At 55.0% G+C, this 14,170-nt stretch carries 17 protein-coding genes; 10 read left to right on the top strand and 7 right to left on the bottom strand.

What is annotated here, in order from left to right; translation table 11 throughout:
• The 3 genes from DI14_RS07135 to DI14_RS07125 form a co-directional block, all read left to right on the top strand.
• Positions 1-518, top strand: a 518-nt coding sequence (locus tag DI14_RS07135; protein WP_034807012.1) for a glutathionylspermidine synthase family protein, incomplete at its 5' end; no start/stop codon positions are given.
• Positions 515-928 carry a DUF350 domain-containing protein gene (locus DI14_RS07130; RefSeq protein WP_034807010.1) on the top strand — a complete coding sequence of 138 codons (414 nt, stop codon included), beginning with the start codon at positions 515-517 and terminating at the stop codon, positions 926-928. The genes DI14_RS07135 and DI14_RS07130, both read left to right, overlap by 4 nt.
• Before the next feature lie 57 nt (positions 929-985).
• Complete coding sequence (locus tag DI14_RS07125; protein ID WP_034807008.1) at positions 986-1,525, top strand: hypothetical protein; 540 nt, start codon at positions 986-988, stop codon at positions 1,523-1,525.
• 60 nt (positions 1,526-1,585) lie between these two features.
• Here DI14_RS07125 and DI14_RS07120 read toward each other — a convergent pair whose 3' ends face one another.
• Positions 1,586-2,686: a globin domain-containing protein gene (locus tag DI14_RS07120; RefSeq protein WP_034807007.1), complete on the bottom strand. Its 1,101-nt coding sequence runs from the start codon at positions 2,684-2,686 to the stop codon at positions 1,586-1,588.
• 188 nt (positions 2,687-2,874) lie between these two features.
• Between DI14_RS07120 and DI14_RS07115 the strand changes: the two genes are divergently transcribed.
• Positions 2,875-3,315, top strand: coding sequence for an Rrf2 family transcriptional regulator (locus tag DI14_RS07115; protein WP_034807005.1), 441 nt, complete (start codon positions 2,875-2,877; stop codon positions 3,313-3,315).
• A 21-nt stretch (positions 3,316-3,336) separates the two neighbouring features.
• Here the strand turns inward: DI14_RS07115 and DI14_RS07110 are convergent, their stop codons facing one another.
• Positions 3,337-4,269: a ring-cleaving dioxygenase gene (locus tag DI14_RS07110; protein WP_034807003.1), complete on the bottom strand. Its 933-nt coding sequence runs from the start codon at positions 4,267-4,269 to the stop codon at positions 3,337-3,339.
• A gap of 118 nt (positions 4,270-4,387) precedes the next feature.
• Between DI14_RS07110 and DI14_RS07105 the strand changes: the two genes are divergently transcribed.
• The 5 genes from DI14_RS07105 to DI14_RS07085 all read left to right on the top strand — a co-directional run bounded on the left by DI14_RS07105 (position 4,388) and on the right by DI14_RS07085 (position 9,374).
• Complete coding sequence (locus DI14_RS07105; RefSeq protein ID WP_034807001.1) at positions 4,388-4,597, top strand: helix-turn-helix transcriptional regulator; 210 nt, start codon at positions 4,388-4,390, stop codon at positions 4,595-4,597.
• Positions 4,594-5,067, top strand: a complete 474-nt coding sequence (locus tag DI14_RS07100; protein ID WP_034807000.1) for a hypothetical protein — start codon at positions 4,594-4,596, stop codon at positions 5,065-5,067. Before DI14_RS07105 ends, DI14_RS07100 begins: the two co-directional genes overlap by 4 nt.
• Before the next feature lie 24 nt (positions 5,068-5,091).
• Entirely contained in the window at positions 5,092-6,525 is a 1,434-nt protein-coding gene (locus tag DI14_RS07095) for an MATE family efflux transporter (protein ID WP_255344265.1), read from the top strand.
• Positions 6,509-8,794, top strand: a complete 2,286-nt coding sequence (gshAB, locus tag DI14_RS07090) for a bifunctional glutamate--cysteine ligase GshA/glutathione synthetase GshB (RefSeq protein ID WP_034806996.1) — start codon at positions 6,509-6,511, stop codon at positions 8,792-8,794. The genes DI14_RS07095 and gshAB overlap by 17 nt, the downstream gene beginning before the upstream one ends.
• Before the next feature lie 79 nt (positions 8,795-8,873).
• On the top strand, positions 8,874-9,374 hold the full coding sequence (locus DI14_RS07085; protein ID WP_034806994.1) for an SRPBCC domain-containing protein: 501 nt from the start codon (positions 8,874-8,876) through the stop codon (positions 9,372-9,374).
• Positions 9,375-9,421: 47 nt separating this feature from the next.
• Here the strand turns inward: DI14_RS07085 and DI14_RS07080 are convergent, their stop codons facing one another.
• The 4 genes from DI14_RS07080 to DI14_RS07065 all read right to left on the bottom strand — a co-directional run bounded on the left by DI14_RS07080 (position 9,422) and on the right by DI14_RS07065 (position 12,593).
• Positions 9,422-10,480: a low specificity L-threonine aldolase gene (locus DI14_RS07080; protein WP_034806991.1), complete on the bottom strand. Its 1,059-nt coding sequence runs from the start codon at positions 10,478-10,480 to the stop codon at positions 9,422-9,424.
• Between the two features lie 50 nt (positions 10,481-10,530).
• Complete coding sequence (locus DI14_RS07075) at positions 10,531-11,511, bottom strand: zinc-binding dehydrogenase (RefSeq protein WP_034806989.1); 981 nt, start codon at positions 11,509-11,511, stop codon at positions 10,531-10,533.
• Between the two features lies 1 nt (position 11,512).
• Entirely contained in the window at positions 11,513-12,004 is a 492-nt protein-coding gene (locus DI14_RS07070) for a lactoylglutathione lyase family protein (RefSeq protein ID WP_034806986.1), read from the bottom strand.
• Between the two features lie 208 nt (positions 12,005-12,212).
• A complete protein-coding gene (locus tag DI14_RS07065; RefSeq protein ID WP_034806985.1) occupies positions 12,213-12,593 on the bottom strand; it encodes a VOC family protein in 381 nt (126 codons plus the stop codon).
• A 79-nt stretch (positions 12,594-12,672) separates the two neighbouring features.
• On the opposite strand from DI14_RS07065, the gene DI14_RS07060 reads away from it, so the two are divergent.
• The gene (locus tag DI14_RS07060; protein ID WP_034806983.1) at positions 12,673-13,152 is read left to right on the top strand and encodes a GNAT family N-acetyltransferase; all 480 of its coding nucleotides are present in this window, start codon (positions 12,673-12,675) and stop codon (positions 13,150-13,152) included.
• 15 nt (positions 13,153-13,167) lie between these two features.
• Here DI14_RS07060 and DI14_RS07055 read toward each other — a convergent pair whose 3' ends face one another.
• Positions 13,168-14,169, bottom strand: a complete 1,002-nt coding sequence (locus DI14_RS07055; RefSeq protein ID WP_051622635.1) for an ABC transporter permease — start codon at positions 14,167-14,169, stop codon at positions 13,168-13,170.
• Position 14,170 lies beyond the last annotated feature (1 nt).

Raw genomic sequence — 14,170 nt, 5'->3', positions numbered from 1 at the left:
TTGGTGTTCGCCTGCTTGAACAGAACGAGGCAAAACACGTCTCGCTCCTCAATCCGTTATCGGCGTTCCTGATGCAGTCCAAGGCGGTACAAGCGTTCATTTGGGAGCTTTATGAAAACGAGCTATTCTTCAATGAGACAGAGCGGACCGTCATCCGCACATACTTTTTACCGACCTATCTCGAGCCTGACCCGTTTTTAGGTCAGCGCGCTTACGTGCAAAAGCCCGCGTTCGGACGAGAAGGGGATTCGGTCATCTTGTACGAAAAGGATGGCACGCCGTTCCATAAAGAAGCGCTTCAAACGTACGCAGACGAGACGGCTGTCTATCAACAATTCGATGAATTACCGGTTCGGAAAACGAACATGGTGAACGGCACGATCGACACACACTATATGATTGGTTGTTTCTGTTTGAACGGTCGCCCGTCCGCGCTCGGTGCGCGGGCCGGCAGCATGATTACGAACAACCAGTCCTACTACTTAGCCATCGGCACACAAAAGGAGAATAACTCATGACGTTCATCACGCTCGATTCGATTTTGAGCTTTTTGGCCCACCTCGGTACAGGGTTTGGCCTCATCTTGATTGGTCTCGTCGTCTTCGCGTTGACGACAAAGTATTCGGAACGAAAGCTCATCAAAGCCGGCAACGTCGCCGTCGCCTTGAAACTTTGGGGCAAGGCGCTCGGTCTCGCTATCGTCATCTATACGGTATGGGCGAATAGCGTCAACTTGCTCGATGCCTTCATTTGGGGGATCGTCGGGATTCTTGCACAAGTGCTTGCGTTTTGGACGTTCGAGTACGTACTCACGCCTGGTGTGAACTTAGAAAAAGAAGTCGAGAACGGCAACCTCGCCGTTGGCATCAGTCTCTTCTCGGCCTCGCTCGTCGTCGGCATCATCGTCGCCGCAAGCTTGACGTACTAACAAACAGCCCATGCACTCAATCGAGGCATGGGCTGTTTGTTCGGGAGGAGAAGAAACATGTCAAAACGTGGACTCTTACTATTGCTGACGGGTCTGCTCATCGTCATCGCGATTTCGGTCACGGCCGGCGTCGGGTATTATCAGGACGAGCAACGAAAACAACCTTTGGCACAGGCGCAACAAAAACTGCATGAGCACATGACCGCTCAAGGCTGGTACACATACATACAAGGCAGCACCGTCGTCTTATTTACGAATGAAGCCGAGACGATTCTCGGTCTCGGTATCATGAATTCAGATGGAGGCTTCAGCACATCGACACGGGACACGATTGAAGAAAAACCGTTCGACTCGATTCACTTTGGCAATACGACTGATGAATGCATCGGGATTCGCTTCAACGAAAAACCGAAAGATGTGGTTTACGTGCGACTGAGCGGTTCGGATTGGAGCGAGACATACACCGTGAACGACCCTCGAGACGAAGGGTACGTCATGTCTTACTTGATCACGCTCGATGAATCACAACGAGGAAGATTCAAGACACTCGAGACGCTTGACGGCGACAGAAATGTGATGCACGTTGAAGAATTATAACACCGCAAACCGATGACCGGTCTGCGGTGTTGTGGCGACTGCTCTCGCGGTCGTCTTTTCTTATGCGTTGGCGAGGACGACTGATGGCCCGAAGAACTCGTAACGGGCTTGTGGAATCGTCTGGACGACCGTCTCCATCATCGCCGTCGGGCCACACGTGTAGACGTCGTGCCCGTCGACATCGAGCGCCTCAAGTTGTGTCGCGCTCAGACAGCCTGATACGTCGTCGACGTGTGTGATGAGCTGGAGTCCGTCGTTCACGAGTTCGTCGAGTTCTTCACCGAGCGGACGAAGGTTCGTGCTGCGCACCGCATGCAATAGTGTGACCGAACGGCCTTCACCGAGCGCGGTCTTCGCCATGTTGAAGAGCGGCGTGATGCCGATGCCGCCGGCGATGAGGGTGAGCGGACGGTCCGATGTTTCGAGCACGAAATCACCGGCTGGGGCGCTCACCGGGATCTCGGTGCCGACCGTCTGTGCGTGGAGCCAATTCGAGACGAGTCCTTCCGCTTTCGGTGCGATCCAGTAGCCGTCTTCTGTCGTCTCGACGACGCTGTATTGACGGTGATGCAAGATGGCCTCACCTTGGATGCGGGCTTGGACTGAGAGGTATTGACCCGAGATGGCCGTCCCGATGACGCCATCGTTCGCGACAAGGCGGAATCGTTTCACTTCCGGCGTATCCTCAATCACTTCGGCGATCGTGAACGGCTTGAAACCGAGCCAAGGCGCATCGTCGTACATCTGTTTCTCGAGCGAGATGAAGACATCGGCGATGACGCCGTACGCTTTCCCCCATGCATCGATGATGTCCGGCGTGGCGGCTTCTCCGAGTACGTCTTGAATCGCGCCGAGTAAGTTCTCACCGACGATCGGATAATGTTCTGGACGAATGTTCAAACTCTTATGTTTATGAAGCGCCGGTTGGATGGCCGGAAGGATTGCTTCGAGCCGATCGATATGGACGGCGGCCGCATAGACCGCGTTCGCGAGCGCCTCTGGCTGACGGCCGCGTTGTTGGTTCGTATGGTTGAAGAAGTGACGGACTTCTGGGTTATTTTCGAACATCCGCTTATAAAAGTGACTCGTGATGGCGACCCCGTGGTCTTTCAAGACAGGTGCGGTCGCTTTGACGATTTCGATGGTCTGTTGGTCTAACATCTATGTTTCCCCCTTTTCAAATGTACACGTTCATTATGTGAGAGAAATCACTTTAAAAGCAATATATTAAATACTAGTTTTAATCAAGTTCAAATTTCTGACTTGAATCCGCCACGCTTTCTTCACACCTTTCATCATCGCGCTTTCGCGAGATGTCTTGTACAATGAACGAACGAAGAGGTGATTTCATGCGGCTCACGCAATCGTGCGATTACGCACTCCGAACATTGATGTATAGTGCCACGTTCTCCCATCGTCTCGTGACGATTCAAGAAGTGGCGGACCAGTACCAGATTTCAAAAAACCACGTCATGAAAGTCGTCTACGAACTCGGTAAGCATGGGTATCTCGAGTCGGTGCGCGGGCGCGGTGGTGGTTTCCGATTAGCCCGTCCGATGAAAGACATCAACGTCGGCGACGTCGTTCGGACGATGGAACCGTTCGATCTCGTCGAGTGTTTCGGCGAAGGCCGCTGTGTCATCGCCCCTGCCTGCGACCTCCGGAGCGTGTTGAACGAGGCGATGCTTGCGTTCCTCCATGTGCTCGACCGTTACACGATTGCCGATCTCGTTGCGAATCGGACGAACGAACTGGCCCTACTTTTAGGCGCACAAAAGCCGACGGACTAAACGAGTCTGTCGGCTTTTGAATTAGAGTGGTTTTAACTTCGCTTCGATTTCATCCCGGCGCGGTTCAAGGAATGGCGGTAGCGCCAAGCGCTCCCCGAGCGTCTCGACGGACTCATCGGTCGCAAATCCCGGTCCATCGGTCGCGAGTTCGACTAAAATGCCGCTCGGCTCACGGAAATAAATCGACTTGAAATAATAGCGGTCAATCAGTCCGGAATGGCTGATACCAAACTCGTTTAACCGCTCGACCCATTGCTCCATTTCCAAGTCGTCCTCGACACGAACGGCGACGTGATGGACGCTTCCCCGGCCCGGCCGCTCCGACGGGACATCGGGACGGTCGACGAGGTGAATCTCCGTCGCCACGCCCCCCTCTCCTGTCTCGAACACACGAACCGTTTGCTCATTCCGCTCAAATTCAGAGGCGAAACGATAGCCGAGCACGTCCGTCAATACGCGTCCCGTCTTCTCGATGCGTCGCACCGTCCATTCACTGAAACCGAGACCGAAGATAGCGACGTCGACGGGGACCGGACCGTTTGACCACGGTGTCCCCGAGCCACCTTCGACGAGGCAGAGCCGTTGCCCTTCCCCGTCTTCGAAATAAAGCGTCGGTCGGCCAAGCACCTCTTCTATCGGATCATGAAGCACACCGAAATGAGCAAACCGCTCCAGCCAATAGGTCAATGCTCCCGCTGGCACTCGAAGCGCCGTCCGTGAGATGCTGCTGCTTCCTCGATACGTCTGCCCGAGAAACGGCAGTTCGAAGAACGTCAAATCGGTCCCCGGCGTCCCCGTTTCATCTGCATAGAATAAGTGATACATCGACGGATCATCTTGGTTGACCGTCTTTTTGACGAGTCGCATCCCGAGCACTTCTGTATAGAATCGTAAGTTTTTCTTTGCGTCCCCCGTCATCGCCGAGACGTGGTGTTGCCCTAAAATCGCCTTCATTCGCTTCTCCCCTTTCACGTTTGATTCTATTGTACCACCACCAAATAAGTAAAGCTCACTTTACATAAAGTAAAGTTTGTTTTACACTGTTGTTAGAAACAGGAAATGAGGTGGCGCCATGCCGTTGATTAATCGCGTCAAAGAGTTGCGGGCCCGGCATCACTTGACCCAAGGTGATCTCGCGGCCAAAGTCGGTGTGACGAGACAGACAATCATCTCGCTCGAAAAAGGGAGTTACACGCCGTCGCTTCTGTTGGCGATGCAAATCGCCCGCGTGTTCGAGGAACCGGTCGAGACTATTTTTACTATCAAGGAGGAAACAGAATGAAACGTGTCATCATCCAATCCATGTCGAGCATCGTCTTGTATATCCTCATGGCGTTCACCGTTGCGTCATTCGCCTCGACAGTCACACATTCGTTGGCTGCCATTGAAACCGGCGCGTTCGAGTTGGAGTTCAATCTCTTGCCGTTCTTCTTGTTGATCGTCTTCTTTATCGTCTGGACGATCTATTCGTTCCGCACACGTCCGAATCAACAGATGAGCTTCGGCCAATGGTCGATCCGCATGACCGAATTCAGTGAAGTCGATGAACGCGAGGCGTTGATCACGGCGAAAGCGACGAAAGCGGCGTACGTCTCGTTCAGCATCTCCGTCCCGCTCTCCATGCTGACATTTTTCTTTTATCCGCTGTTTCAGGCGGCCTGGCCGACGTATCCGGTCTTTGCGCTCCTCTCCACGATTGTCATTGCGAACCTCGTCTACATGACGACGTGGATTCGCGCCTATACCCGTTAAGGAATTCACAACGAATTCCTTTTTTTGTGTCGATTTTTCGTCGACTCGGACGTCACGATTGCCAAGATCGTCTCGTTGTGCTTATATATAACTAAATGGTTATATAAAGTGTCAAAGGAGTCCTGTCCTGTGAAAACCGTCGATTTGACGACCGGCAACGTGCAGCGCGTCATCGTAGCGCTCGCCCTCCCGCTCGTCGGCAGCTCGCTCTTACAGTTCACGTACAGTCTCGTCGATATGTTTTGGGTCGGCGCGCTCGGAAGCGACGCCGTCGCCAGTATCGGCGCGGCCAGTTTTTATATTATGCTCGCCCAGGCAATCCAGTCATTGATTGTCGTCGGGGCCGGCATCAAAGTGTCACAAGCCGTCGGCAAACGCAACGATGAATTGATTCAACGCTATGTTCGGAGCGGCAGACGGTTGAACTTCGGGCTCGGGCTTTTGTCTGCCCTCCTGCTCGTCTCACTCGGACCGACGCTGATTGGCTTTTTGAACATGAACGCGCCAACCGTCGAACATCTTGCCTATCAGTATTTGCTCGTCAGTGCACCGATGCTCCTGTTCTCGTTCTTCAATTTGCTGTTCGCCCGTCTGTTCAGCGCCTATGGAAACACGACGACGGCGATGCGGATCAACGCGACGGGCGTCATCCTCAACATGATGCTGTCACCGCTCTTCATCTATCCGCTCGGCCTTGGCGTACTCGGGGCCGGTCTCGCGACGCTCGCCGCGAACGCCGTCATGTTCGGCTTCTTTTGGCATCGGTCCCGGGCCTTGTTCGATTGGGAAGAGACCGTGCGACCGGTCCGCGCCGACTACACCGAGATTTTTCGTCTCGGGTTTCCGATGGCGACGCAACGCGTCCTCTTTACTGTCATCAGCATCTTTCTCGCCCGTATGATCGGTTCATACGGGACCGAGGCCATCGCGGCCCAGCGCATCGGCCTCCAAATCGAGGCGATCGCCTATATGATGATCGGCGGACTGAACGGCGCCATCGCGAGTTACACAGGCCAAAACCTTGGTGCCCGGAAAATTGACCGGGTGCACGAAGGATACCGGGTGACGACGCGAATCGGTATGCTCTACACCGGGCTGATCACACTCGTCTTCCTCGTCTTCCCGGACGCCCTTATCAGATTATTCGTCGATGATCCGACAACGATTGACATCGGTGCGAGCTATTTACGCATCATCGGTGTATCACTCATCTTCGCGTCGCTCGAGATGATCGGCAACGGCTACTTCTCCGGACTCGGATTACCGAAAATCCCGGCGACCATTTCCATCGTCTTTACTGTCGCCCGCATCCCGCTCGCCATCCTGCTCGAGCCGGTTCTCGGTCTCGATGCCATCTGGTGGAGCATCGCCATCTCGAGCATCGTCAAAGGACTCGTCTCCGCATTGTACGTCCGACTAACAAAAAAGGAAGTGACTTCCCTTGCAGAAGCGATTTAGTCAGTTATCAAAACAATTGCTCACGAGCGGCCGGTTCGCCATCGAGCGTGAGATGCTCCGCGTGACACCTGAAGGGACGCTCGCCGTCACGAAACACCCAGACAGTCTCGGTGATAAGGCGACGCACCCCTATATCACGACCGACTTCTCGGAAAGTCAAATCGAGCTGATCACGCCGACGTTCCCGACCGTCGAAGGGGCACACGACTTCCTACAGACGCTGTACGATATCACGGCGCTGCATATCGATGACGAGCGCCTCTGGCCGCAGTCGATGCCGTGCGCGCTTCCGGACGGCGGGATCATCCCGCTCGCCGATTTTGGCAGTTCTGGCGTTGAGGCCGGCCGCTACCGGGAGCATCTGCTCCAAAAATACGGGGCGAAAAAACAGCTCATCTCGGGTATCCATTTTAACTTCTCGTTCGCAGACGAGTTGGTTGCGGCTTTATATGAAGGGTCGCCCGAACAATATGATCGCTTCAAAGATGAACTCTACTTGAAGCTCGTCCGCAACTATTTGCGGATGCGTTGGCTCATCGTCTACCTGTTCGGTGCGACGCCTGCCGTCCATACGAGCTATGAAGAACGTTGCGTCAGCCAGATGCAGGCATTGAACGAGGACGTGTATTCGAATTCGACGGCCCTGTCTTACCGAAATAGCGACTGCGGCTACACGAACGTCGAACCGCTCTACTCGGACTATTCGACGCTCGCCGCATATACCGACAGCGTCCGCCGCTTCATCGCGAAAGGCGACATCGAGAGTCCAAACGAGCTATACTCGCCGATTCGTTTGAAGACGTCCCGGGGCGGTAACGACTTGGAACGACTTGAAACGAACGGCATCGACTATATCGAGATTCGAAACATCGATTTGAACCCGTTCGAGAAGACGGGCATCGCCCTCGACGACTTGAAGTTCCTGCACATCTTCCTGCTCTACTTGGCGTTAAAAGACGAGACAGACTCCGCAAACTGGCAGGCCGAGGCGTTCCATAACCAACAGCTTGTCGCCAAAGAAGGGCTATCCCCGACGCTCACGTTGCACCGGGATGGCGATTCGATCGCCTTACACACGTATGCGAACGAACTGTTAGATGACATCGAAGCGTTCAACACTCGCTACGCCCTCGGGTTCGCGGACGTCTTCGGCTCCGTCCGCGAACGAATCGACCATGTGGACGCGACGTATTCGGCCCGGTTGACGAAAGTGATGACAACCGAAGGCTACACGGCCTGGTCGCTCCGGCAAGCCGAACTGTTCTATCGAGACGCATACGCCAACCGGTTCCGAATGCACGGCTACTCGGACATGGAGCTGTCGACGCAGATTTTGATGAAGGCGGCCTTGAAACGTGGCTACACCATTGATGTCATCGACCGAGACGACCAGTTCATCCGGATTCGCCACGGCAACCGGACCGAATATGTGAAACAGGCGACGAAGACGTCAAAAGACAACTACGTGTCGGTGCTCATGATGGAAAACAAGACGGTGACGAAACACGTCCTCGCCGAGCATGGCATCCGCGTCCCTGAAGGAGTCGAACTCCGAAGTGAAACCGATTTACGAGACGCTTGGCATGCGTTCTCAAACGAGCCGGTCGTTTTGAAACCGAAGTCGACGAACTTCGGGATTGGCATCCACATTTTCAAGGACGGGACGACGCTCGACGAGGCGCTCGCGGCGTTCCATCACGCTCGTACGTTTGATGACGTCGTTCTGCTCGAGACGTTCCTGCCCGGAAAAGAGTATCGTTTCCTCGTCATCGGCGACGAGGTCGCCGGCATCTTGCACCGCGTCCCGGCGAACGTGACCGGAGACGGCGTCTCGACAATCCGTGAGCTCGTCGCCCAAAAAAACGAAGACCCGCTCCGCGGAAAAGGATACAAGACCCCGCTCGAAAAAATCGAGATCGATGACATCGTCGTGGCGTTCCTGCGCCCTCAACGCAAGACACCGGACAGTGTACTCGCGGATGGTGAGCGCGTCTTCCTTCGCGAGAACTCGAACATCAGCACCGGCGGCGACAGCGTCGACTATACCGACCACATCGCCGATTCGTATAAACAGATCGCCGTCGCGGCCGCGAAGGCGGTCGGTGCGACGATTTGCGGTGTCGACATGATGATTCCGTCGCTCGAGCGTGAAGGTGACTACGGTATCATCGAGCTGAACTTCAATCCGGCCATTCATATCCACTCGTTCCCATACGAAGGGAAAGAACGCCCTATCGGTGAGACGGTGCTCGATTTGTTGTTTGACTGAACAAGTTGTACTTCTCCAAAAAGCGGGAATAAGGACTACGTTGAGGTCAAGACGCTTTCTCATGAAAGGGGACGTTTAAATGGGGGCTGTCAAATCGCACGTGGAAGGCAACACACTCGTCGTCGAACGTAGCTTTCGGGCATCGCGCGAGCTCGTGTTCGAAGCCTTCTCGAGCCCAACCCATCTCGAATCTTGGTGGGGACCGGCCGGATGGAAGACCGAGGTTCGCACGTTCGCGTTCGAACCGAGCGGGACGTGGCATTACAAGATGACATGTGTCGACAAAAATCAAGGCGACTATTATGGGATGGAGTCATGGGGGAAGTCGACGTTCGTCGAGATTAAACCACATCGAAAAATTGTCTATACGGACGCCTTCTCGGATGCGGACGGGAACATCAATTCAGACTTTCCTGTCATGACAATCACGAACGAGTTTTTAGACATCCCGAACGGCACACTGCTCGTCAGCCGCTCCGAGTTCTCGGACGTCGAATCGCTTGAAAAGGTCGTCGAAATGGGCGCCGTCGAAGGCTTCGCCTCGCAGCTCGAACGCCTCGACGCCATCGTATCCAGATAGCAGCAAGCACCGCTCCTCGACTGAGGTGCGGTGCTTTTTCTAATTCCTCATCGCTCTAATTGTTCGAATAGTCGATTGAGTTGAGGTGCATCAATCGCCTCAACCGCATCCCCGACACTGATCTCGGTCGAACAATAGCCGTCATGCGGAACAAGATAACCTGCGATGCCAATCCCAGTCGCGTCTTGAACAGCTTGAATCCGGGCCGAGACTTCCGCCACGTCCCCCTCAACATGAAGGTGGAACATATTCGTCACCGGGACGTCCGGTGTCGTCCATACCCCATCGAGCGCATTGAAACGGCGCGCGAGTTCTTTCGCCTGTTCATAATAGCTCGCCATCCGGTCTTTCCGCAGTTCATAGTAATAGTCGGCCGGGATAATGTACGGATACAGTCCAATCAAATCCCCGCCATAGCGACGTTTCCAGACTCTCGCCTCGGCGCAGAACGGTTTCGGTCCGGCCAAGATGGCTCCGGCAATCCCGCCGATGCCTTTATAGAATGAGACGTAGACGCTGTCGAACAGTGCACATACTTCTGCTGCCGTCTTCTCGTAATACGGGAGCGTCTCGAATAGACGTGCCCCGTCGAGATGCAGACGAATCCCCCGCTCCCGGCACAAGTGACTGATCGCCTCCAGTTCATCGAACGGTGGCAAATAGCCCCCGAGCTCCCTTTGCGGCAACTCAATCAACAGGCAGGCGATATCCAGAATGGCTTGCACTTCCTCGAGCGTCATCATCCGCTTGTCGTCCCCAATTAAGATCGGCTCGAGGTGATGCAGTTCCTTCAAGCCATCCTGTTCGTGAATCTCCAAGTGACAGAGCGGATGATAGGCGACGCGTCGGTTCTCCGTCTCGTCCGCCCAAATGCGTAACGCAATCTGTTGCGCCATCGTGCCGCTCGGGAAGAAGATGGCGTTTTCCATGCCGAGTTCCTGTGCCAGTTTCTGCTCGAACCGCTCGATGACTTCGCCCGTCCCGTAATGGTCGCTCGCCTGATTCGGGTCGACGTCGGCGAACGCCTGCTGCAAGACGCCGACGTTCCGTCTGCCATGACCGCTCAGTTGATGCGACGTCTGTTGATACGATGTCCGTAAATCCATGTCATCCCCTCCAAAAATGGCCCCCTATCCATAGATAGGAGGCACCATCATTATTCGCGTACCCGGACGATCAATTTCCCGCGTACTTTTCGTGTTTGCAATTGTTCCAAACCATCTTTCAACCGATCGAACGGCAAAACGTCCGTGACGAGGTCGTTCAATTCACCGGCCTCGAGTAATTTCATCAATTCCTCAGCCATATACGCCAAGTTGCGAATGGCGCGCTCATCCTCACTCGCATGGGCCGCACCAAGGGCGACCTCATGGATGGACGGCGAGAGCGTAAAGCCTTTCACGTTCGACGTATCCGGCGGACCGGCGATGTAGGCGAGCTGTCCGCTGAAGGCGAGCCGGTCGAGATCGGCTGTCGCGACGTCACGTCCGACCGTATTCAAGATGAGGTCGACGCCGCGGCCGTCCGTCTCTTCCATAACCCGCGCCGTCACGTCTTCCGTGTTATAGTCGATGGCGACATCGGCACCGAGTTCTTTCACCCAGTCAAAGTTGTCAGGCGACGCCGTCGTGAACACCTTAAGCCCAAGTTTCTTCGCAAGTTGGATCGCATAGCCGCCGACCCCACCCGCCCCGGCGTGAATGAGAATCGTCTCTTTGTCGCGCGTGTTCAACTTCTGCATGACCGCCTCATACGCCGTCATACCGGCACAAAGGATGGCCGCAGCGGCCTCATCGCTCACGTCAGGCGGGACGACGGCACAGGCACGCGCATCGACGACCGCATACTCGGCGAAGCCACCGTTCTTCCCGAGGCTCGTATGGACGGCGACACGTGACCCGGTGATGATGTTGGCGATACTCGAGCCGACTTCGACGACTTCCCCGACGAGGTCGACCCCGAGAATGTGCGGGTACGACCAGTTCGGGTTGCCGTTCGTGCCAACTTTATAGTCGACCGGGTTCAACGCGACCGCCTCGACTTTGATGAGCAGTTCACCCGCTTTCGGTGTCGGCCGCTCCGTCTCCCCGAGATATAGATGTTCGAGTCCTGGTTGATCGAGTAACCATGCCTTCATTTCAATACGCTCCTTCCGAATACGTCAATTCATACGAGTGCGAGTAAATCTCGACGAGGTTGCCGAACGGGTCTTCACAATACACCATCCGGTACGGTTTATCGCCCGGGTAATACTCCCGAATCGGCATGCGTTGTTTTCCGCCGTGGGCGACGATTTTCTCAACGAGTCCCTCGATGTCTGGGTCTTGGACGCAGTAGTGGAAAATGCCCGTCTTCCAAAACTCGAAATTGTCCTCCGGCGACTCATTGTTCGGGAACTCGAACAACTCAATCCCGATTTTGTCACCGGTCGACATATGGGCGATTCGGAAGCTACCCCAGCCCGGTCCGAACACGTCCGTGCACATGACACCAATCGGCGAGTCGTCCTCGACGACGTCTGACGGTTGCATGATCGTGTACCAGCCCATCACGTCCTCATAAAATTTCACTGCCTCCGCCACACTCGGCACCGATAGGCCGATATGTGAGAATGTACGTGGATATGTCACTGTCATCCGCTCCTTTTTGTTTGCTCAATTTGATCGATAACGATACGATACCTTCATCGAAGCAAGAAAAATAGTACGCACATTGAAGTAACTACCCGAAAGCGAGGCAAACTGAACATGACGACCCCGTTCCCCGTCAACAAGGCGCTCTGCTCGTGGGGCGAGACACGAGACGAATAAACCCTCGCCGAACCCGGCGAGGGTCTTGTCATGCTGCGAATAGACTGATGAGGTTTCCGTCCGGGTCGACGACGATGGCATAGCGTTGCCCCCAAAACGCATCCCACGGTTCCCGATGCGAGGCATAACCATGCTCGACGATTGCCTTATAGCGCGCATCTAGCTCATCTCGACTGTCGCATAAGAAGGCGAGTTCGACCCGGTGCCCCGTCGCCTGCTTCCATTCCCCATATACCGATTCGGCCACTTCGACCGTGTCGAAGGCGAGCCGGACACCGCCGTCATCGACCTCGACGTGCGCTTCCCCATCTATCGCTTCCGGGATCGTTAAGCCGAGCAAACGATAGAAGTCGAGCGCCCGTTTCATATCTTCGACGACGATGCCGACCATGTCTAATTTGATTCCCATGTGGTCACCCCATTCTTTAAGTTGGTGGTACTATAATGAGTGTAGCACTCCATTCTGACCTTGAATCGAGGAAATTCACATGACGTATCAATTTTCTACCCTGACCCAGCCACAAGCTGAAACGATTGCCTTTACGTGGCATTATGAAGGCGATTATGCCTTCTACAACATGGAAGCGGACGAAGCCGATTTGGCCGAATTTTTAGACGCCGAACAGCGCGGACCGTCTGTGTTCGCCATCACGTCCGACACCGAACTAATCGGTTTCGTGAGCGTCGCGAGAACGGATGATGAAACGCTTGATATCGGCCTCGGTATGCGTCCGGACTTGACCGGACGCGGGGGTGGACGCGCGTTCCTTTCGTCGATTCTCGACTTCATCGAGGTGACGTACGTGCCGCGTCGCATCACGCTCGCCGTCGCCGCCTTCAACGAGCGGGCCATCCGGCTGTATGAGACAGGTGGTTTCAAACAGACCGGTTCGTTTCAACAACCGACGAACGGGAGCGTGTATGAATTCGTCCGCATGGAACGCAAAGAAAGTCCTCAGAACGTTTGATTCTGAGGACTTTTCCTATGCGAACTGTTTCTTTTGGATATATGACAAGCCGAGCGCCGCAATCAAGATGGCCCCTTTGACGATGTCTTGGGCATAGTACGGCACATCCCACATCGTCAGCCCGTTCAACAAGATGCCAATCAAGACGGCACCGATTAACGTGCCGACGACGTTCGGGCGTCCCGTACCGAAGACGGCGTAGCCGATGTAGGCGGCCGCGACCGCGTCCATGAGGAGCGGTGCGCCGGCCGACACTTGGCCCGTGCCGATCCGTGACGCCAAGATGATGCCGCCGATGGCTGCGAATAGCCCACTCAACACGTAAGCGTACAGCTTGATTCGATTGACGGCGATACCCGAACGACGGGCCGCCTCGACGTTCGAGCCGACGTAATAGAACTCGCGCCCCGTCTTCGAATACGTCAAGAACAGATGGGCCCCGGCGAAGAAGAGGATCATCAAGATGGCGACGAACGGGACCGGACCGATTGAACCTTGGCCGATGAAGAGGAACGATGGGATGAACCGCCCCGGCGCCGTTCCTCCATCAATCGGCATGTTGTCATAAATCGAGAACCCTTTCGTGTACGTCAATTGGACCCCGTTGATGACGTACATGATGGCAAGCGTCGCGAGCAAGTCCGGCAACCGGAATTTGATTGTCACGAGCGCGTTCAACAGCCCGACGAGAACGCCGAGAATAATTGGGACGAGCAAGGCGACGAGTAGCTCTTGACTATGTAACACGAGGCTTGACGCCGCCCCGATCGTCGCGAGACTCGCCGTCGAACCGACCGATAAGTCGAACCCGCCGACGATGAGCGAGAACGTCACCCCGAGGGCGAGCAGCGAGACGATTGAGACGGATTTGATGATGTCGCTGAAGTTGGCGTACGTGAGGAACTGGTCGTTCGTCACGCCGAAGACCGCAATCAATGCGAGAATCGCGAACAGCGTTCCGTATTGACCGATTCCCGTGAATCGCTTCGCTTTCGGTTTGAGTACGAGTTGGGCCATG

Source organism: Exiguobacterium sp. AB2, assembly GCF_000696055.1.
Taxonomy (GTDB): Bacteria; Bacillota; Bacilli; order Exiguobacteriales; family Exiguobacteriaceae; genus Exiguobacterium; species Exiguobacterium alkaliphilum.
This window is presented reverse-complemented; position numbering and strand designations above follow the sequence as displayed.